Origin of the sequence: Nonomuraea sp. B19D2 (genome assembly GCF_040137845.1) — a bacterium.
GTDB lineage: Bacteria > Actinomycetota > Actinomycetes > Streptosporangiales > Streptosporangiaceae > Nonomuraea.
The window spans coordinates 649,993-668,971 of the sequence record NZ_JBEFAK010000001.1 but is presented as its reverse complement, the minus strand read 5'-3'; the positions used below and the strand labels follow the sequence as shown (position 1 = coordinate 668,971).

Here is an 18,979-nt window from a genome sequence, read left to right as displayed (position 1 = left end):
ACGACCCGGGCGAGACCGCCCTTTTCCCGGATCGGACGTTCTACAGGCCCAGCCGGTCGAGGCCGGGCAGGTGCACGCGGGCCGCCGCACGCGCGTAAGCCGCCGTCGGCTGCGCCCGCGCGGCCTCGGCGGCGCGGCGGCACTGATCCAGCGTGTGCGCGGCCAGCACGGCACGTACGGCGGGCAGCGCCGCGGCCCCCATCGACAGCGTCGAGACCCCGAGCCCGACCAGCACGCACGCCAGCGCCGGGTCGGCGGCCGACTCGCCGCAGACGCCGCACGGCTTGCCCGCCTGCGAGGCGGCGGTCGCCGTCATGGCGACCAGGTCGAGCAGCGCGGGCAGCCACGGGTCGTGTAGCGCGCTCAGGGCGCCGGCCTGGCGGTCGGCGGCGAAGGCGTACTGGGCGAGGTCGTTGGTCCCGATCGAGACGAAGTCCACCCGGGCGAGCAGGTCCCGGGCCCGCAGCGCGGCCGACGGGATCTCGATCATCACGCCCACGTCCTTCAGGCCCCTGGACCGACACTCCTGCGCGAACCACCCGGCCTCCTCGGCCGTGGCCACCATCGGCGCCATGACCTGGAGCCCTGGGGACGCGACGGCCGCCAGTGCGCCGAGCTGCGCCTCCATGACGCCGGGGAACCTCCTGAACCTGCGCAGCCCCCGCTCCCCCAGCGCCGGGTTCGGCTCGACCGGCACCGGCAGGAACGCCATCGGCTTGTCAGCACCGCCGTCCAGCGTGCGCACGACCACCTTGCCGCCGGGGAACGCCTCGAGCGCCGCCCGATAGGCATGCCGCTGCTCCTCAGCGGAGGGCGGCTCGGTCCTGTCGAGGAAGAGGAACTCGGTCCGGTAGAGCCCGACGCCCTCGGCGCCCGCGCTGACGGCGTCGTCGAGTTCGGCGGGGCCGCCGATGTTCGCGAGCAGCGGAACCGCGTGCCCGTCGGCGGTCCTGCCGGGACCCTTCACCGCGGCGAACGCGGCCTGCCTGGCGGTGTCCGCGCCGACCGCCTCGGCCACGTCGGCCTCGGCGGGCTCCACGCGCACGTCTCCCGAGGTGCCGTCGGCCATCACCCGCACGCCCGGCGGGATGGCGGTCGCGCCCCCGCAGGCCACGACGGCGGGCACGCCCATCGCCCTGGCGATGATCGCGGTGTGGCTGGTGGGCCCGCCCTCCTCGGTGACGAACGCCGCGACGTCCTGCTTGCGCAGCAGCGCCGTGTCGGCGGGGGCGAGATCCCTGGCGACCAGCACGTACGGCTCCGCGGGCGCGATCGGGAGCCCCTGCATGGCGTGCCCGTAGAGCAGCGCGATCACGCGGTCCCTGATGTCGTCGAGGTCGGCGGCCCGCTCGCCCAGGTAGCCGCCGGACCCGGCCAGCACGTCCCGGTACTTCGTGAAAGCCTCGAAGATCGCTCTGGGGGCGGCCAGGCCGCGGTCGATCAGTGTGCGCACCTTGACGACCAGCCCGGGGTCCTCGGCCATCAGCGCCTGGGCCTTGAGTATCTCCTCCGCCTCGCCGCCCGCCCGGTTGCCGCGGGCCTCCAGCTCGCCCGCGACCTGCGTGAGCGCGACCATCGCGCGCTCCTTCTCCTGATCCGCCTCACCGGTGTAGGTGGCGCCCTCGGGGGGTTCGGGCACGGAGACGGTCAGCACGTAAGCGGGGCCGTGCCCGATGCCCGGACTGACCCCCACCCCCCGCAGGTTCATGGCGTACCGGCGATCTCGGCCAGCTCGTCGAGGACCTCTTCCGAGCCGTCGCCCTCCGCGCTGATCACGACGGTCTCACCCTGCTTGACGTCCAGCGCCATGATCGCGAGGATGCTCTTGCCGTTGACCTTCTCCCCGCCGTGGGACTTCGTCACCATGATGTCCATGGGGGCCTTCTTGGCCCGCTGGACGAACGTCGCGGCGGGACGGGCGTGCAGCCCCACCTCCGCGGCCACGGTGACCTTGCGCTCACCCATTACTCCTCCTTCAGTGCCGGTCCAGACCAGCCGGACCTTCTTCGTGATAGCGCCCGTTCATTGTGACGCCTCGGCCGCCGTGGCTAGTCCCATCGGAAAAGCTCGTCTCCCACATGAACTGCCCCCTCCGCGACCTCGCTCACGGACTCCGCGTCGAGCGCCACGACGGGACAGACAGGAGAACGCCCGCCCGCCTCGATGAGCGCGGGGTCCCACGCCACGACGGGCTGCCCGGCGCTCACCCTGTCCCCCTCGGCGGCGAGGAGCTGGAACCCTGCGCCTTTGAGCTGGACGGTGTCGATTCCCAGATGCACCAGCACGCCCTTGCCGTCGTCCCCGACGATCACGTAGGCATGCGGATGCAGTTTCATGATTTTTCCCGCTATGGGGGCTACGGCCTTCCCCGGCCCCCTCAGCGGATCGATCGCCGCTCCCGGCCCGACGAGCCCCGCGGAGAACACCGGATCGGGCACGGCGGCCAGCAGTACAGCCTCCCCCTCGACCGGGGCGAGAACAGTCGTCATGATCTCGCCCTCAGCCGATGATGTCCTCGATGTCGCTGGCGATGGTGTCCGCCTCCGGCCCCACGACGACCTGGACCACGTTTCCCGCGGCCATCACGCCGTGCGCGCCCGCCGCCCTGAGCGCGGCCTGGTCGACTTTGGACGCGTCATGCACCTCCGTGCGCAACCGGGTGATGCAGGGCTCGATCTCGATGATGTTGTCCGCCCCGCCGAGCCCGGCGATGATCGCGTTCACATCCGCCGCCATCCGGCCTCCCTAGCTTTTGCGACCAGGTTAAATCAGTCGGTCTGGGTGACTTTGTTCAGTCCGCGCGGCGCGTCAGGGTCGATGCCGAGCCTGCGGGCCAGCGCCTCGGTGAGCAGTTGCCCCGGCACGATCAGGCCCATGGGCGCCACCCATTCGGGCAGGTCGGGGCCGTTCAGCGCGGCCGTGCCCGCCCGTGCGAGCGCCTCGCCGCCCCCGATCGTGTACGCTGCGGCGCCCGCGGCCACCACCCGCTCGGCCAGCGCCACCGTGCCGGGCAACGTCGGGCTGTTCTGGGCGGCGACCAGCAGCGCGGGGGTGTCGGCGTCGACCACGGCGATGGGCCCGTGCAGCAGGTCGGCGTACGACAGGCCCATGGCGTGCAGGTAGCACGCCTCCTTGAGCTTCAGCGCCGTCTCCAGAGCCGTCGAGAACGCCAGCCCGCGCCCGGACACGACGACGCCCTGCTTGTCGAACAACCCCTCGACCACGGCGTCCAGATCGCCCGGCTCGGTGATCAGCTTCTCCACCGCCTCGGGCACCCGCCGCAGGTCGTCCGCGTCCACGTCGGCGCCCAGGCCCAGCGCGAGCACGGCCAGCGCGGCGAGCTGCGTCGTGTACGTCTTGGTCGCGGGAACGGCCTTCTCCTCCCCGGCGACCGTGCACAGAGCGACGTCTGCGGCCTGCGCGAGAGGGCTCTCCTCGCCCCCGTTCGTGATGCCGACGGTCCTGGCCCCGCAGTCCTTGGCCCAGGCCAGCGTCTCGACGATCTCCTCAGTGCGCCCCGACTGCGAGATCGCGACGGCCAGCACCCCGTCCAGGTCGAGCCGGCGCTTGTACGTCGTCGCGATCGAGGGCGCGGCCAGCGCGGCCAGGCGGCCCGCGTGTGATTCGACCAGGTAGCGCCCGTACACTGCTGCGTTGTCGGAGGTGCCCCGCGCGATGAACAGCAGCTGGCGAGTCTGCTCGCCCACCGCCCTCACCTCGCTGACCCTCGGCAGCAGGGCGTCCAGCGTGGCCCGCAGCGCGGCCGGCTGCTCGGCGATCTCGCTGCGCATCTTCGTGGTCATCTCGGGCTCTTTCCTTGTGCGGACTTGACCGTCTTTCGCGACATGTGGTCTAGTCCGGACTAGACCAGTACGAACCATAACCCATTGCCCAGGTCAGGATCGAGGGGAGGATCCGTGGCGCACATCGATCCGGACAGCCCGGTGCCCAAGTACTTCCAGCTTCGCGAGATCCTGCTGGACCTCATCGACAGCGACGAGCTCAGCATCGGGGCGGCCATCCCGTCCGAGCGCGAGCTCTGCCAGCGTTTCGGACTGTCCAGGATGACCGTGCGGCAGGCCGTCGACCACCTCGTGTCCGAGGGCCGCCTGCACCGTGTGCCCGGCAAGGGAACGTTCGTCGCCCGACCCAAGATCGAGCTGGCGCTCCAGCTGACGTCGTTCACCGACGACATGCGGGCGCGAGGCATGGTCCCGGGCTCGCGCGACCTCGACCGCCGGATCGTGCGGGCCAGCGCCCATCTGGCCAAGGAGCTGGGGATCCAGCCGGGCGAGGAGGTGCACTTCATCGAGCGGCTGCGGACGGCCGACGGGGAGCCGCTGTCCATCGAACGGGCCCACATCCCGGTCAAGCTCGCGCCCGACCTGGGTTCCCTGGATCTGTCGGATAAATCACTGTATGAGCTGCTGGAGAGGCGCTACGGCCTGGTCATGGACGCCGGCGAGCTCACCATCGACGGCGGCATCGCCGACCCGAGCGACGCCGACCTGCTGAAGCTGCCCCGCGGCGGCGCCGTACTGCTGCTGCAGCGCAGATCGTTCGCCGGGGGCGTCTGTGCGGAGCTGGGCGTGTCCACGTATCGTGCGGACCGCTACCAGCTACGCACCATCCTGGAAATGCCCGTAAGACGGGGCTGAGGCCTCACCCGGCTCGGAGGAACGCCCGGTGAACGAGACCACCGCCGCCCGGCCTTCGCCGTTCGCTCGCGTGATGACCGTGCTCCAGCGGCTGGGCCGCTCCCTGATGCTGCCCATCGCCGCCCTGCCCGCGGCCGCTCTGCTGCTGCGCTTCGGGCAGCCCGACATGCTGGGCTCCAACGGCGCCGAGCCGGGGGGCCTGGCGGACGTGGCCGGGTTCGCCTGGATGAACCAGGTGGCCGAGGTGCTGGCCGCGGCCGGCGCGGCGCTGCTGGAGAACCTGCCGCTGCTGTTCGCCGTGGGGGTGGCGATCGGCTTCGCCCGGAAGTCCGACGGCTCCACCGCGCTCGCCGCCGTGGTCGGCTACCTGGTCTTCGACCGGGTGAGCAAGGTGATGTTCTTCGGCTCGCACATCAGGGACACCGTCCTCATCAAGGAGGTCCAGGCCCAGGGCGTCAAGGAGGTCATCGACTACGGCATGCAGAACCCGACCAAGGTCCTCGGCGGCATCGTCATGGGCCTGGTCACCGCCCTGCTCTGGCAGCGTTTCCACCGCATCAAGCTGCCGTCCTGGCTGGCCTTCTTCGGCGGGCGCAGGTTCGTACCGATCATCACCTCCATCGTGGCGCTGCTCATCGGCGTGCTCTTCGGCTGGCTCTGGCCGGTGATCGGCGAGTGGATCCGCCACGCGGGCGAGGCCCTGACCTCGATCGGCCCGATAGGGACCGGCATCTACGGCCTGGTCAACCGCCTCCTGATCCCCCTCGGCCTGCACCACTTCGTCAACTCGGTCGTCTGGTACGTGGTGCCGCAGTGCGAGGTCGGCGGCCGGGTGCTGGGCGGGGACTGGAACTGCTACTTCGGCGGCGCCCCGCACTCGGGCCAGTTCATGGCCGGCTTCTTCCCGATCATGATGTTCGCCCTGCCCGCCGCCGCCCTGGCCATGTGGCGCGCGGCCCCGGCGCACCGCCGGGCCACGGTGGGCGGCATCATGTTGTCGGCCGCCCTGGCGTCGTTCGTCACCGGGATCACGGAGCCGATCGAGTTCGCCTTCATCTTCGTGGCGCCCCTGCTGCTGGTGGTGCACGCCGTACTGACCGGCCTGGCCATGGCCCTGACCACCCTGATCGGCGGCCAGCTGGGGTTCGGCTTCTCCGCGGGCCTGCTGGACATGCTCCTGAACGCCAGCAAGTCGAATACCGAAAATCTGCCTGGAATCCTGATATTGGGTGTCGTTTACGGTGTGGTGTATTACGTGGTCTTCACGTTCCTCATCCGCAAGCTCAACATCATGACCCCGGGCCGCGAACCCGAGCCGGACGTCGATTCGGGCGAAACATAACCGCTACTCCTGCTCTACCTGAACGGTTTGGGGCGGCCCTCAGACGGCCGGATCACGCCCCAAACCGCCAAACAAGCCCCGCGCCAGGGATCCAACTTCCAGCAACCTTCCCCACCAAACCCGGACGAACTCTGGAGACGCTCGGAGAAGTTGGTGGCACTTGTATTCCTCAGCCAGACCGAAAACTCCTTGAAGCGATTGTTTCTTCGCCCAAGAGTTGGAGGATGCGTGTCACCAGCCCCCCGCTTCGGCATCACCCCCGAGCCCTCGAATGACGTAGCGCAGCCACCCGAGACCCACGGCGCCCTGGCCCTGGACCCGCGCCCCCTGGTGTGGGGCCCGCCAGGAGCCATCCCCGACGAGCGCAAGCTGCGCCACCTGGGACAGGCCCTGGCCGAGGTCCTGGCGGGCCGGCGTCCGCCGGAGACCGTGGCAGACAAGCTCACGGTCCGCGCCTACCGCGAGCTCGTCCAGGCGGGGCAGATGATACAGACGGCCCGGCCGCCGTTCGCCGGAAGCGTGCACGTCAAGGAGCCCCGGGACGGCGTGGTGGAAATGTGCCTCCTCATCCATTGCGGCGAGCGCAACCACGTGCTCGCCATACGCCTCGAACGGAGAGGCGTCCAATGGCTCTGCACAGACTTCGAAACGGCATAGGACTTCGAAGCAGCACAGGGCTTCCAAGCAGCACAGGACTTCGAAGCGGCACAGGACTTCGAAGCGGCACAGGCAAAAAGAGAGACCCCCACCCGAGGTGGGGGTCTCAGAAGAGCTGTCAGGCCGCGTTCTTGGGATCGCCGTGGCAGCGCTTGTACTTCTTGCCGGACCCGCACGGGCAAGGCGCGTTACGCTCCACGTTCCCGTAGGCCGCGCGCTCCGCCTGAGTCGTGCGGACCCGGGTATGCTCGACCTCGCCCTGCTCGCCGGGCGCCGAGTATTCGAGCTCGGCGGGCCGCTCGGGCCCGCGCAGCCCGCGCGCGATGATCGAACGGGTCTCCGCGAGGACCGCGTCCTCTTCCTCGACGATCGGGTTTTCCTGCACCTCCACCTCGAGGTTGAACAGGAACCCGACGGAGTCCTCCTTGATGCCGTCGAGCATCGCGGCGAACATCTCGAAGCCCTCGCGCGCGTACTCGATCTTGGGGTCCTTCTGCGCGTAGGCCCGCATGCCGATGCCCTCGCGCAGGTAGTCCATCTCGTAGAGGTGCTCGCGCCACTTCCGGTCGAGGACCGAGAGGATCACGCGGCGCTCCAGGTCGCGCATGGTCTCGGCGCCGAACTCCTCCTCGCGCCTGTCGTACGCCGCGAGAGCGTCGGCCTTGACCTTCTCGGTGATGAGCTCGGCGGACAGCTCCTCGCGCGAGCCGGCCTCCTCGACGAGGTCGTCGATCCTGACCGAGACCGGGTAGAGCTCGCCGAACGCCTTCCACAGCTTGTCGAGGTCCCACTCCTCGGCGAAGCCCTCGGCCGTGGCGCCCTGCACGTAGCCCTCGATCACTTCGCCGATGAAGCCGCGCACCTGCTCGTGCAGGTCGGCGCCCTCCAGGACGCGGTGGCGCTCGGCGTAGATGACCTTGCGCTGGCGGTCCATCACCTCGTCGTACTTCAGAACATCCTTGCGGATCTCGAAGTTCTGCTGCTCGACCTGGTGCTGGGCGGAGGCGATGGCCTTCGAGACGATGCCGGACTCGATCGGCTGGTCGTCGGGGATGCTGAGCCTGTTCATGATCATCTCGACCCTGGCCGAGTTGAACAGGCGCATGAGGTCGTCGCCGAGCGACAGGTAGAACCGCGACTCGCCGGGGTCACCCTGACGGCCGGAACGACCGCGGAGCTGGTTGTCGATGCGGCGCGACTCGTGCCGCTCGGTGCCCAGGACGTAGAGGCCGCCGAGCGAGGTGACCTCGTCGTGCTCGGCCTTGACCGCCGCCCTGGCCTTCTCCAGCGCCTCGGGGTAGGCCTTCTCGTACTCCTCCGGCGTCTCGACCGGGTCGAGCCCGCGCTGGCGCAGCTCCAGGTCGGCGCGGAACTCGGAGTTGCCGCCGAGCATGATGTCGGTGCCTCGACCGGCCATGTTGGTGGCGACGGTGACCGCGCCCTTGCGCCCGGCCTCGGCGATGATCGACGCCTCACGCGCGTGGTTCTTCGCGTTGAGCACCTCGTGCGGCACGCCGCGGCGCTTGAGCGCCTTGGACAGCCGCTCCGACTTCGCCACCGAGGTGGTGCCGACGAGAACCGGCTGCCCGGCCTCGTAGCGCTCCTTGATGTCCTCGACCACCGCGTTGAACTTGGCGTCCTCGGTCTTGTAGACCACGTCCGCCTGGTCCTTGCGGACCATCGGCCGGTTGGTGGGAATGGGGACGACGCCCAGCTTGTACGTCTGGTGGAACTCGTTGGCCTCGGTGGCGGCCGTACCGGTCATGCCGGCGAGCTTCTTGTACAGGCGGAAGTAGTTTTGCAGGGTGACCGTGGCGAGAGTTTGGTTCTCGTCCTTGATCTTCACACCCTCTTTGGCCTCGATGGCCTGGTGCATGCCCTCGTTGTAGCGGCGCCCGTGGAGGATGCGGCCGGTGAACTCGTCGACGATCAGCACCTCGCCGTCGGCGACGATGTAGTCCTTGTCCTTCTTGAACAGCTCTTTCGCCTTGAGCGCGTTGTTCAGGAAGCCGACCAGGTGGGTGTGCTCGGGCTTGTAGAGGTTGTCGATGCCGAGCCAGTCCTCGACCTTCTCGACACCCGCCTCCAGGACGCCGACCGTGCGCTTCTTCTCGTCGACGATGTAGTCGCCGGTGCTCTCCTCGCCCGGGTTCTTCGCCTCGACGCCCCGGCGCAGCCGCGGCACGATCTTGGCGAACTCCTGGTACCACTTGCCCGACTGCTCGCCGGGGCCGGAGATGATCAGCGGCGTGCGGGCCTCGTCGATCAGGATCGAGTCGACCTCGTCGACGATCGCGAAGTTGTGGCCGCGCTGCACGCACTCCTCGAGCGACCACGCCATGTTGTCGCGGAGGTAGTCGAAGCCGAACTCGTTGTTGGTGCCGTACGTGATGTCGGCCTCGTACTGCTTGCGGCGCTCGTCGGGCTGCTGCCCGGCGATGATGCAGCCGACCTCGAGACCGAGGAAACGGTGGATGCGCCCCATGGTCTCGGCGTCACGCTTGGCCAGGTAGTCGTTGACCGTGATGACGTGGACGCCCTTGCCGGAGATCGCGTTGAGGTACGCCGGCAGCGTACAGGTGAGCGTCTTGCCCTCACCGGTCTTCATCTCCGAGATGTTGCCGAGGTGGAGGTTGGCGCCGCCCATGATCTGCACGTCGTACGGCCGCTGGCCGAGCACGCGGCGGGCGGCCTCGCGCACGGCCGCGAACGCTTCGGGAAGCAGATCGTCGAGCGTTTCGCCGTCGGCATGGCGCTGCTTGAATTCGTCCGTCAGCGCACGCAACTCCGCGTCGGACAGGCTCGTGAAGTCGTCCTCGATGGAGTTGACCTGGTCTGCGATCCGCTTGAGCTTGCGCAGGGTCTTACCTTCGCCGGCACGTAGGATCTTGTCGAGAATGGCTGCCACTTTATGTAAAGCTCCTCGCAGGTCTACCCCGGCGGCGCCGCCAGGAGGAGAGGCCGAGACAAACTTCCCCGTTGCCATCGTAGGCGGTTCCGCAACCAGACACAGCCACCGTGACGACGAGGGCGCCTGACCTGTCTGGGAGAATGGGGCAAGGCAGAGGGTATGCCGGTTGAGGCCGGCTCGCACCAATAAGCGCGATAACCGGCAAAGGAAGGATTAGCCATGGTTGAGGAGACGAAGTCGGAGCATTCGGAGAATCTCGGCAGCCACGGCGGTCGCGCGTCATCGTGGCTGGCGGTGACCGTGATGCTGGTGGGCACCGTGGTGGCCGGCTTCGGCCTGACGGCCGCCAACTGGACGCTCGTCTGGATCGGCGCCGGCGTGTTCGTCGTGGGCGGCGTCCTGGCCCTCGTCTTCGACATCTTCACCGACGTCGTGATCGACGCGCCCCGCGTGGGCATGCGCTCTGAAGATCACCGCTGACGCAGGCATCACCGAGCGGGCACCCGCCCCAACGGGTGCCTGCCCCCGCCCCTGATCCCGACCCGGAGTCCAGGGCCTGCACCCTGACCCCGTCTCCGGATCCCGGGGCGTACACCCCGACCCCGGCCCCGGATCCCGGGCGTGTCCCCTGGCGCTCATGCTTTGCCCGCCGTCGCCCCCGGCGCGGGCGTCCACATGCCACCGCGCCAGGGGGCGACGAGGTGCCGGGGGTGTCCACATGCCCCTGAGCGGATGAATGACGGCCATCCCCGTGTGGCGCATGGGGCGTCTGACGGGATGCGCTGCACGGCCTCGCCCGTGGCTCCGGCAGCAGGCGAGGCGGATGTGGCAGCCCAGGGCCCCCGCACGAGCGCCCGCTTTTGTCGGTCATCGCCGCTACATTGCCCGTATGCATCGCCGTACGGAATCGCAGCCATGACCGGTGTCACCGACCTCACCCCCGACGAGGCGCGCCGGATCATCCTGCGCTCGCAGGGCCTGATCGGCGCCGACGCCCGCAAGGGCGGCGTGCACGCCATGCTCCGCAGGCTGGGCGCGGTGCAGCTCGACACGATCTCGGTCCTGGCCCGCTCCCACGAGCTGGTCGCGTACGCCCGCCTGGGCGCGGTGGGCAGACCCAAGATCGAGCGGGCCTACTGGCACAACCCCGCCCAGAGCTTCGAGTACTGGTGCCACGCCGCCTGCATCCTGCCCATCGAGCACTGGCCGCTCTATTCGTTCAGGCGCCGGGCATACCTCAAGCGGCGCTACCGCTGGCACGAGGTCCCCGACGGCGTCGACAAGCTGCTCGCGCAGGTCCGCGAGCAGGGCCCGCTCACGACCTCCGACGTCGGCGGCGCCAAGAACGGCGGCCCGTGGTGGGACTGGTCAGACTCCAAGATCGGGCTGGAGTGGCTGCTCGACATCGGCGAGCTGGTCTGCAGCCGCCGCGTCGGCTGGCGGCGGGTCTACGACCTGGCCGAGCGCGTGGTCCCCGCCGGCCTGCTGGCCGAGGACCTCTCCGACGAGGAGTGCATCGCACGCCTGGCCGCCGTGGCGGGCCGCTCGCTGGGCGTGGCCAACCGGACCGATCTGCTCGACTTCCTCCGCCTGCGGGGCGAGCAAGCGGCCATGCTCGACGAGATCCTCCGCAGCGGCGCCGCGGGCCTGGTGCCCGTGACGGTCACGGCCTGGCCGGGCAAGAAGGGCAAACCAAACGCCTGGGCAGATCCGGCGGCCCTGGAGTCCGAGCCGCGCGGCCGTCACCGCACGACGCTGCTGTCGCCGTTCGACTCCCTCATCTGGCACCGCGGCCGCACCGAGCGCGTCTTCGGCTTCCAGTACACGCTCGAGCTCTACGTCCCCAAGCACAAGCGCGTCCACGGCTACTTCACGATGCCGGTGCTGGCCGGCGGCCGCCTGATCGGCCGCGTCGACCCGGCCCGCGAGGGCACCACCCTGGTCATCAAGCAGCTCCACCTGGAGCCGGGCTTTTCTGCCGTCAAGCGGGCCGACGACTTAAGGGAGGCCCTGTGGTCGGCCGCCGAGTGGGTGGGCTGCGAGGCCGTACGCGTCGAACGTGCCGACCCGCCGGAACTCGTGCCGATACTGAGCACGACCAGTACGGTGAAGTGAGCACAATCCCGGGATCGGAAGGGCGTCATGTCGGAGATTTTCGACTGGGTGAGCAAGACCGAACTTCAGCCGGAGCCCATCACGTTGGACATCTGGAAACGGCTCCCCGAAGAGTTTTGTCGCCAAGTCGAGGTGATCAATGGCCAGGCCGTGCGTTGCGAGTCGCCGACCCGGCTGCACCAAAAGATGTCGCGGCATCTAGCCAACATGCTGGAGCGCGCTGCTCGACGACACAGCGCTCAGGCACATGAATGCCTCGACGCGGACATGGATTTCGACGTGCTGCTGTGGGAGCTACCGGCCACGCAGATCCGTCGCCCCGACGCCGCCCTGTTTCGCTGTGCGCCGGAAGATGAGAAACCCCTCCCGGCGCACTTGGTGCTACTCGTCGTCGAGGTGGTGTCCGGTCTGGGCAAGGTCGACACGGTCGAGAAACGTGCCGAATACGCCGCTGCCGGCATCCCCTGGTACTGGATCGTCAGGCTGGACGACCGGGGCGTCTCCAACATCGAGCTCCTCGCGCTGGACTACGGCATCGGCGGATATCGGTTGGCTTCCCTCCTAGAACCAGGCTCGGGGGCACTGGTGGAGTGGCCGATCCGCATCAGCCTCGACTGGGATGAGCTACGCCCATAGACCCGCTAAGTGATCTCCAGCATGCGCTCCCGCACGGCGTACACCACGGCCTCCATCCGCGAATGCAGCTGGAGCTTGTCGAGGATGTTGCGCACGTGGTTCTTCACCGTGTTCTCGGAGATGAACAGCTGCTTGGCGATCTCGCGGTTGTTCATCCCCTTGGCCACCAGCCGCAGGACCTCCATCTCGCGGTCGGTCAGCCGGGGCACGGGGAGCTGGGGCGGGCGCTCGGCCTCCTTGCGGCTCATGTTCGCGAACTCGCTGATGAGCTTGGCCGCCATCGCCGGGTTGATTAACGACTGGCCCTCGTGGACGCCCCGCACAGCGGCCGGCACGTCGTTGATCTGGACGTCCTTGAGCAGGTAGCCGGTGGCTCCCGCCTTGATGGCCTCGAAGAGATCTTCTTCCTCGTCGCTCACCGTCAGCATGATGATGCGGGTGCTCGGGACGGAGGCCTTGATGCCCTTCGTCGCCTCGATCCCGTCCTGCCGCGGCATGCGAACATCCATGAGCGCGACGTCGGGCATGAGGCGATCGGCCAACTCGACCGCCTCCTGCCCGTCGCTCGCCTCACCGACCACCTCGATGTCGGGCTCAGCGGCCAGCGCGAGCGCGAGGCTCCGCCGGATCAGCTCGTGATCGTCAACGATCAGCACGCGGATCGGCTCGCTCGCTGACGGGCGAGCCTCGCCGGACTCGGTCACGAGGCCTCCTTGGGGTGCCTCGTGACCGCCTTACCCTCGCTTCGCTCGCTCATCTGAACCTGACTGAGCTCGCTCACGTCTCCTCCTCGTCGGGGGGCCAGAGCCGTTGAACCGCCATGATGGCACGTGGCCGCGGTTCTCGGGTGGTCGAGAAGATCTTTTAGCGCGCGATCAGGGCTCTACGAGCCGCAACACGCCGTAGTTGTAGCCACGTCTGCTGTAAACGACGCACGGCTGGCCGCTCTCCTTGTCACGGAACAGGTAGAAATCGTGTCCGACCAGTTCCATCTCGAGGAGGGCCTGGTCGATGGTCATGGGTTCCGCCTTGTGGAACTTCTCCCGTACGATGAGCGGCCCTTCACCGTCCATCTCTATCGGGACGATGTCGTCGTAGCGCTGGTCGCGCTGCGCCAGCTCGTCCTCGTCGGGCTCGGCCTGCTGCTTGGTGACGGTGGGCTCCGTCCGTGGCGCCAGGTCGGCGACGTCGGGGAGCGTCGCGGTGATCTCCGCCACAGAGGGCGGGCAGTGGTTGCCGTGATGAACCTTGCGCCGGTCGGCCAGTCGCCTGAGGCGGCCTTCCAGCTTGTCGAGAGCCATGTCGAGGGCTGCGAATCGGTCGTCGGCCGAGGCCTCGGCGCGGATGGCCGGTCCTCGGGAGTGAATGGTGAGCTCGACGCGCTCGCGCTGGTCTGCGAGGCGCGGGTTGCGTTCCTTGGACACCTCCACATCAACTCGGATGAGTTTGTTGTCCAGACGTTCGATCCTGGCCAGCTTGGTCGTCACGTGGTCTCGGAACCGATCACTAACTCCTGTGTGCCGGCCCTTGACGATGATGTCCATGCAACAGCCCCCCTTTCGGTCTAACGACTGAGCAAGAGCGTCCGACGACGTGCATGCCGGACGAGGTCTTCTGTCTGCCTTTCTCTCACCGTTACCCTCTTCCGACTCTCCGTCTCCGGGAACTCAGGCGGCACCCGCCCGGCCGACCTGGTCTTCGACCCCACATCCGCCTGCTGAGGGTTTCGCAGCTCTGTCGCCACTACTGCCCTTCTCTTCTGGCGAGGGACATCTGGACCCTCGGGAAGGCAGGACTTACCCCTAAGCCGCACCGTGATCGGTCGACAAAGAGTCGCCTTACGTGGACCGTTTTGCCTGCGGCTGGCATCGGCTAGCAGAGCCGGGATCCCCGACCCTGCGCAACCACGGACCCGAACGGGTGCCATGTCAGAACGCTATCCGTATCCAGGAAGAATGTCAGCCGGAGGATCGGCCAAAGGATCACGTACCGTGACTTTCCCGAGGTCTCCGGAGGGCCCTCTATGCCCTATTTAACCGATCGGCAGCCCTTATGGGTGCGGGACTCCTGTCCGTTGAACAGCGCCACCCCGGCCCTCGGGCTAGCGACATGTGACCTCCCGGTGAGGGTCATGATTTGGATCTTTCTTTACGCACCGTGACCGTAATCCTTTTCAAGATCTTCGGCGTGTCGCGGCCACCGTCACCGCCAGCGGCACCCGCACCCCTGCCGACCGCAGCGCCCTGGCGGCTTCGACGAGGGTCGCGCCGGTCGTCACGATGTCGTCCAGAAGGAGCGCACAGGCCGCTGGAGGGCCTTTCGCACTCTCCGGGACCTGGAGTGACCCCGCGAGATTGGAGCTCCTCTCAGCGGAGCTCAGCCCCGCCTGGTCGGCGACCCGCCGCGCCTGGCTCAGGGCGGACCAGGTCTCGGCCCGCACGCCGAACGCCCGCAGCTGCGCCGTGACCAGCACCGCCAACCGCCCGACCGGATCGTGCCCCCGGTGCCGCCGCGTCCGCCGCCCGCTGGGCACGGGCACCACCGCGAAGGGCCGGTCCGCCCAGGACGCCCCGGTGCCGGTGATCGCCCGCACGACGGTGAACGCCGCCGCCTCCGCCAGCACCCCCGCCAACGCCACCGCACCACGCTCCTTGTACGCCACGATCGCCCTACGCACCGCGCCGTCGTACGGGGCCGCGGACCAGCAGTCGGGCAGACCGCGCGGCACCGGCTCAGGCAACCGCCGCGCCGGGGCGCCGATCAGCTCGGCCAGGCACGCCGGGCAGCACCGCGCCCCTCTGGCGCCGCACCCGGCGCAGGCCTGAGGCAGGACGAGATCGAGTACGGCGCTCAGCACGCGACCCAGGATGCCGCCCGCGACCGACAATTTCCCGGCACCACCAGCGCCTTCCACGGCGCCGCCACCGACGGCTTCCACGCGACTCCCTGAGGGTCGGCAAGCACGGGGCGGTCGCTTGTGGGCAAGGCGTGGCCCGAGCGCACGGGGCCGGGTCAGTGGCGCGGGGCAGGGCGCGACAGGGGCGGCGCAGGCACAGGGCGCGAGCGTGGGCGCCGGAGCGCGACCGCAGGCTCAGGCACAGAGTCGCAGGGCGCGGGCGCAGGGGAGGCGGGAGGTGGGTCAGCCGAGGGGGAAGAGGGGGGAGCTGGCGTCGGACTCGATTTTGACGGTCCAGGTCTGGCGGTCCTGGCTGAGCTCGATGATCTTGGTGCCCTGGTCCGTCGTGGCCGCCGCCAGCACCCGATCGTCCAGCGCCGCCACCGACTGCAGCTCATCCTTCAGTGGCACCCCCACGACCTCCCCGTCCCCCACGTTGATCTCGTTGAGCTGCATCTGCCCGGCCTTGCTCTCCACCAGCACGAGCAGGTGCTCGGAATCGCTCCAGGCGATGTCGCGGATCTTGTTCCCCACCTCGGTGGTGGTCAGGAACTGGAAGTTCCCCAGCATCGTCCCCGCCGCCCCGCCCGTCAGCGCGCCGATCTGGACGGTGTTCTTCGCGGTCACCACCGCCACCCGCACCCCGTCCCTGGCGATCCTGAGCTGGGTGACCTCCAGCCCGGTCAGCTGGGAGGCCGCCACCCGTTCTGGACCTTTCCCGCTGGACGGGTTGTACCGCAGCAAGACGGCATTTTGCTGGTCATAGGTCCATAGGGAGCCATCCTGGTGCCATGTTGGCGGGGTCAGCTTCTCGCCCGGGATGACCTCCTGCCAGCGTCCCCCCGCCGTCAGCCCGGCCACCGAGATGCCGGTCGAGGTCTTGGCGGCGATCTGCGACCCGTCCTTGGACAGGGCGAAAGCCGAGTAGCCTTCGCGCTGCTCCCCCGCCGGACCCGGCACGGTGCCCGCGGGCCCGTCCTTGCCCATGTAGTGGACGGCGCCCTTGCTGACGTAGTACGCGCTGTCGCTGCCGCCGTCCAGCCAGTCGTCGTCGGAGTCGGGCCGGTCGATGGAGTACGGCTCCCCGTCCACCTGGATCTCGATGACGCGGCCCTTGGCGATCTCGTTCTTGTTGAGGCTGTACCTGATCTGGGCCTTCAGTGCGGCCTCGGCGGTCAGGTCCAGAATATCGATGGGGCCGGAGAGGTTGATCATCACGCGCTCCTCCGACCTGATCGACTCGATCTTGGTGCCGGGCGGGAAGCTCGTCGTCACCGCTCCCTGCAGGGCCGCGGTCGGGCTCTTGAGCAGGCGTTCCAGGATGGTCTGCGCGTAGGTCTCCGTCGGCTTCAGCCGCAGGCGCACGCGGTCGACGACCAGCCTGTCGTGGGCGGGTCCTGCCACGTAGTAGAGGTTCGTGGCCCGGTACGCGCGCGTCACGTCGGAGTTGGTGAGAAGCAGCCCGTTCAGCCCGTTCGGCAGGCTCTTGACGAGGTAGCCTCCCCCTTCGACCTTCACGAGCTCGAACGTGCCCTCCCATGGGGCGGCCGTGGGGACGTACGAGTCGTCCTCCTTGATCTTCGCCACCCATCGGCCCTTGAGCGTGACCTTCTCCACCGAGCCCGTCCCGTCGCGCGGCGCGAACTCGTACCCGTCCTCGATCACCGTCACCGGGCCCGAGGCGTTCCACTTGGCCCGCGCCTCGGGGGTCAGGTACTTGGGCAGGATGCTCGGGTCGTCTGCGTAGGCGGCCATGGCCGCCTGCAGGCCCCTGACGGTGTCCTCTGGGCCCCAGGTGCGCTGGGGCGGGATGGCGATCATGCGCTGGAACGGCTTGCTCAGCGGGTCGCTGCTGCCCGTCTCGTTGACGGTGAGCGGGCCGGTCACGGGGATCACGGTGCAGCCGGAACCCGCCAGCACCATGGCCGCCACGATCGCGGCCACCGCGCCGAGCCGCCGCGCTCTCGCCCGCCGTTCTCTTCCCGCGACGGCGTCGAGCCACCAGACCATCGCGAGCCGCCTAGTCCTCGTCATGGCCGGTCCCGTCCGCGGACGCCGGCAGCAGCACCGGGGTCATGGCCGTGCGCCACGTACGGCGCATCTCGATCTCGGGCGGCACCAGCGACAGCGGCGAACCCTTCAGATCGATCCCGGCGGACCTGGGGAGCGTCAGCCGGAACTGCGAGCCCTCCCCCGGCTGCCCCCACGCCTGCAGCCAGCCGCCGTGCAGCGTGGCGTCCTCGCGCGAGATGGCCAGCCCGAGCCCGGTGCCGCCGATCGTCCGCGCCCGCGACGGGTCGGCCCGCCAGAACCGGTCGAACACCATCGTGTCCTCACCGGGCTTCAGCCCGATCCCGTGGTCGCGCACCGCCACCGCGACGGCGTCCCTGTCGGCGCCCACGGTGACCACGATGTCCCTGCCCTCGCCGTGCTCGATGGCGTTGAACAGCAGGTTGCGCAGGATCCGCTCGACCCGGCGGTTGTCGATCTCGGCCATGCACGGCTCGTTCGGCAGCCGCAGCTCGAAGCGGGTCGAGTGCCGCTCGGCCAGCGCCTCGGAGTCGGCGATCGCGCGCAGCACCACGTCGCGCAGGTCCACGGAGTCGAGGTCGAGCGTGGCGGCGCCGGCGTCGTAGCGGCTGATCTCCAGCAGGTCGGCCAGCATCGACTCGAACCGTTCGAGCTGGGCCTGCATGAGCTCCGCCGAGCGGGCGGCCATCGGGTCGAAGTCCTCGCGGGCGTCGTAGAGCAGGTCGGCGGCCATGCGCACGGTGGTGAGCGGCGTGCGCAGCTCGTGGGAGACGTCGGAGACGAACTGCCGCTGGACCTGTGAGAGCTCCTCCAGCTGGTGGATCTTCAGCGCCAGGTTCGCGGCCATCTCGTTGAACGAGTTCGCCAGGCGGGCCAGGTCGTCCTCGCCGCGTACTTTGAGCCGCTCGTCCAGCTTGCCGGAGGCGAGGCGCTCCGCGGCCTGGCGCGCGAGCCGTACAGGCGTGACGACCTGGCGGGCGACCAGGTACGCGATGGCGGCGAGCAGCAGCACGAGAGCGAGGGCGACCACGACGATGGCGAGCCGGACGTTGGACAGCAGCTCTTCTTCGTCCGTGAACGGGAAGAAGTGGTAGACCTCGTAGTTCTCGCCGGTGGACGGCACGTGCACGATGCCGCCGACCACGTACGTGAGCCTGGGCTGGCTCTCCCCGGCGAACTTGATCTGCTCGATCGAGCCGACGGCCTTGCCGTGCTCGGCCTTCTGCACGTTGCGCTGCAGGCTCAGCGGCACGTTCAGCGGTACGACGCCACCGGACGCCCGGGACTGGCCGGGCGCGGTCTGGTTGAGTATCAGCACGTCGTAGCGCTTCTTGGAGCCGTTCTCGCCCGACCCGGTGACGATGTCCATGACGTCGTCGAGCGGGTTGCCCGAGCCCTTCTTGCCGGTGTCGGCGGGTTTGGCCTGGTCGTCGGCCTCAGGGGTCAGCGCGTCGGCGATCTGCAGGCGGTCGGCGGACGCCTCGCTGGCGGACGAGCGCTGGCTGCTCGCCACGACCGACCTGTTGATCTGCTCGGAGAGGAACGCGCCGAGCACCACCACGACGATCACGGAGATCACCAGCGTGCTGGTGACCACCTGGAGCTGGAGCGAGCGCCGCCACACGCTCCGTGTCCTGCCCGCCGCACGACGCACCCGCCGGCGAACGCCGCCGAGAATCTGGCGGAGTGTCCGTCGGCGGGACCTCTTCTTCGTCGGGGGCATGGCAGGGCTT

17 protein-coding genes are annotated in these 18,979 nt (G+C 69.0%); 6 read left to right on the top strand and 11 right to left on the bottom strand.

Annotation, left to right across the window (positions count from 1 at the left end; translation table 11 throughout):
• Window positions 1-40: 40 nt before the first annotated feature.
• The 5 genes from ptsP to ABN273_RS03250 form a co-directional block, all read right to left on the bottom strand.
• Window positions 41-1,708: a phosphoenolpyruvate--protein phosphotransferase gene (gene ptsP, locus ABN273_RS03270; protein WP_502910921.1), complete on the bottom strand. Its 1,668-nt coding sequence runs from the start codon at window positions 1,706-1,708 to the stop codon at window positions 41-43.
• Window positions 1,705-1,965 carry an HPr family phosphocarrier protein gene (locus tag ABN273_RS03265; protein ID WP_349447078.1) on the bottom strand — a complete coding sequence of 87 codons (261 nt, stop codon included), beginning with the start codon at window positions 1,963-1,965 and terminating at the stop codon, window positions 1,705-1,707. Before ABN273_RS03265 ends, ptsP begins: the two co-directional genes overlap by 4 nt.
• 83 nt (window positions 1,966-2,048) lie before the next feature.
• Window positions 2,049-2,489 (bottom strand): PTS sugar transporter subunit IIA, encoded by a 441-nt coding sequence (locus tag ABN273_RS03260; protein WP_349447077.1) that lies wholly within the window; start codon window positions 2,487-2,489, stop codon window positions 2,049-2,051.
• 10 nt (window positions 2,490-2,499) lie between these two features.
• On the bottom strand, window positions 2,500-2,736 hold the full coding sequence (locus ABN273_RS03255; RefSeq protein WP_125632338.1) for a PTS sugar transporter subunit IIB: 237 nt from the start codon (window positions 2,734-2,736) through the stop codon (window positions 2,500-2,502).
• Between the two features lie 32 nt (window positions 2,737-2,768).
• Window positions 2,769-3,803, bottom strand: coding sequence for an SIS domain-containing protein (locus tag ABN273_RS03250; RefSeq protein WP_349447076.1), 1,035 nt, complete (start codon window positions 3,801-3,803; stop codon window positions 2,769-2,771).
• A 114-nt stretch (window positions 3,804-3,917) separates the two neighbouring features.
• Here ABN273_RS03250 and ABN273_RS03245 point away from each other — a divergent pair, with 114 nt between their 5' ends.
• The 3 genes from ABN273_RS03245 (at window position 3,918) to ABN273_RS03235 (ending at window position 6,657) form a co-directional block, all read left to right on the top strand.
• Window positions 3,918-4,658 carry a GntR family transcriptional regulator gene (locus ABN273_RS03245; protein WP_349447075.1) on the top strand — a complete coding sequence of 247 codons (741 nt, stop codon included), beginning with the start codon at window positions 3,918-3,920 and terminating at the stop codon, window positions 4,656-4,658.
• Window positions 4,659-4,686: 28 nt separating this feature from the next.
• Entirely contained in the window at window positions 4,687-6,000 is a 1,314-nt protein-coding gene (locus ABN273_RS03240; protein ID WP_349447074.1) for a PTS transporter subunit EIIC, read from the top strand.
• 228 nt (window positions 6,001-6,228) lie between these two features.
• Window positions 6,229-6,657 carry an Rv3235 family protein gene (locus ABN273_RS03235; RefSeq protein WP_349447073.1) on the top strand — a complete coding sequence of 143 codons (429 nt, stop codon included), beginning with the start codon at window positions 6,229-6,231 and terminating at the stop codon, window positions 6,655-6,657.
• A gap of 118 nt (window positions 6,658-6,775) precedes the next feature.
• On the opposite strand, the gene secA is transcribed toward ABN273_RS03235, so the two are convergent.
• Window positions 6,776-9,565, bottom strand: a complete 2,790-nt coding sequence (secA, locus tag ABN273_RS03230; protein ID WP_349447072.1) for a preprotein translocase subunit SecA — start codon at window positions 9,563-9,565, stop codon at window positions 6,776-6,778.
• Window positions 9,566-9,787: 222 nt separating this feature from the next.
• On the opposite strand from secA, the gene ABN273_RS03225 reads away from it, so the two are divergent.
• The 3 genes from ABN273_RS03225 (at window position 9,788) to ABN273_RS03215 (ending at window position 12,319) form a co-directional block, all read left to right on the top strand.
• Window positions 9,788-10,048, top strand: coding sequence for an HGxxPAAW family protein (locus tag ABN273_RS03225; protein WP_349447071.1), 261 nt, complete (start codon window positions 9,788-9,790; stop codon window positions 10,046-10,048).
• 435 nt (window positions 10,049-10,483) lie between these two features.
• Entirely contained in the window at window positions 10,484-11,683 is a 1,200-nt protein-coding gene (locus ABN273_RS03220) for a winged helix-turn-helix domain-containing protein (protein WP_349447070.1), read from the top strand.
• Window positions 11,684-11,710: 27 nt separating this feature from the next.
• Entirely contained in the window at window positions 11,711-12,319 is a 609-nt protein-coding gene (locus ABN273_RS03215) for a Uma2 family endonuclease (RefSeq protein WP_349447069.1), read from the top strand.
• Window positions 12,320-12,324: 5 nt separating this feature from the next.
• On the opposite strand, the gene ABN273_RS03210 is transcribed toward ABN273_RS03215, so the two are convergent.
• From ABN273_RS03210 to mtrB, 5 genes are all read right to left on the bottom strand, one after another.
• Entirely contained in the window at window positions 12,325-13,023 is a 699-nt protein-coding gene (locus ABN273_RS03210; protein ID WP_344996617.1) for a response regulator, read from the bottom strand.
• A 171-nt stretch (window positions 13,024-13,194) separates the two neighbouring features.
• On the bottom strand, window positions 13,195-13,863 hold the full coding sequence (gene hpf / locus ABN273_RS03205) for a ribosome hibernation-promoting factor, HPF/YfiA family (protein ID WP_349447068.1): 669 nt from the start codon (window positions 13,861-13,863) through the stop codon (window positions 13,195-13,197).
• A 629-nt stretch (window positions 13,864-14,492) separates the two neighbouring features.
• Complete coding sequence (locus ABN273_RS03200) at window positions 14,493-15,257, bottom strand: ComF family protein (RefSeq protein ID WP_349447067.1); 765 nt, start codon at window positions 15,255-15,257, stop codon at window positions 14,493-14,495.
• A gap of 201 nt (window positions 15,258-15,458) precedes the next feature.
• The gene (locus tag ABN273_RS03195) at window positions 15,459-17,249 is read right to left on the bottom strand and encodes an LpqB family beta-propeller domain-containing protein (protein WP_349447066.1); all 1,791 of its coding nucleotides are present in this window, start codon (window positions 17,247-17,249) and stop codon (window positions 15,459-15,461) included.
• On the bottom strand, window positions 17,236-18,969 hold the full coding sequence (gene mtrB, locus ABN273_RS03190) for an MtrAB system histidine kinase MtrB (RefSeq protein ID WP_502910920.1): 1,734 nt from the start codon (window positions 18,967-18,969) through the stop codon (window positions 17,236-17,238). Before mtrB ends, ABN273_RS03195 begins: the two co-directional genes overlap by 14 nt.
• Window positions 18,970-18,979 lie beyond the last annotated feature (10 nt).

Coding starts and splice junctions, on each gene's coding strand:
- ABN273_RS03195 (WP_349447066.1), bottom strand. CDS start 17,249: ATGACGAGGACTAGGCGGCTCGCGATGGTCTGGTGGCTCGACGCCGTC.
- ABN273_RS03220 (WP_349447070.1), top strand. CDS start 10,484: ATGACCGGTGTCACCGACCTCACCCCCGACGAGGCGCGCCGGATCATC.
- ptsP (WP_502910921.1), bottom strand. CDS start 1,708: ATGAACCTGCGGGGGGTGGGGGTCAGTCCGGGCATCGGGCACGGCCCC.
- ABN273_RS03260 (WP_349447077.1), bottom strand. CDS start 2,489: ATGACGACTGTTCTCGCCCCGGTCGAGGGGGAGGCTGTACTGCTGGCC.
- mtrB (WP_502910920.1), bottom strand. CDS start 18,969: ATGCCCCCGACGAAGAAGAGGTCCCGCCGACGGACACTCCGCCAGATT.
- ABN273_RS03215 (WP_349447069.1), top strand. CDS start 11,711: ATGTCGGAGATTTTCGACTGGGTGAGCAAGACCGAACTTCAGCCGGAG.
- ABN273_RS03265 (WP_349447078.1), bottom strand. CDS start 1,965: ATGGGTGAGCGCAAGGTCACCGTGGCCGCGGAGGTGGGGCTGCACGCC.
- hpf (WP_349447068.1), bottom strand. CDS start 13,863: ATGGACATCATCGTCAAGGGCCGGCACACAGGAGTTAGTGATCGGTTC.
- ABN273_RS03225 (WP_349447071.1), top strand. CDS start 9,788: ATGGTTGAGGAGACGAAGTCGGAGCATTCGGAGAATCTCGGCAGCCAC.
- ABN273_RS03255 (WP_125632338.1), bottom strand. CDS start 2,736: ATGGCGGCGGATGTGAACGCGATCATCGCCGGGCTCGGCGGGGCGGAC.
- ABN273_RS03250 (WP_349447076.1), bottom strand. CDS start 3,803: ATGACCACGAAGATGCGCAGCGAGATCGCCGAGCAGCCGGCCGCGCTG.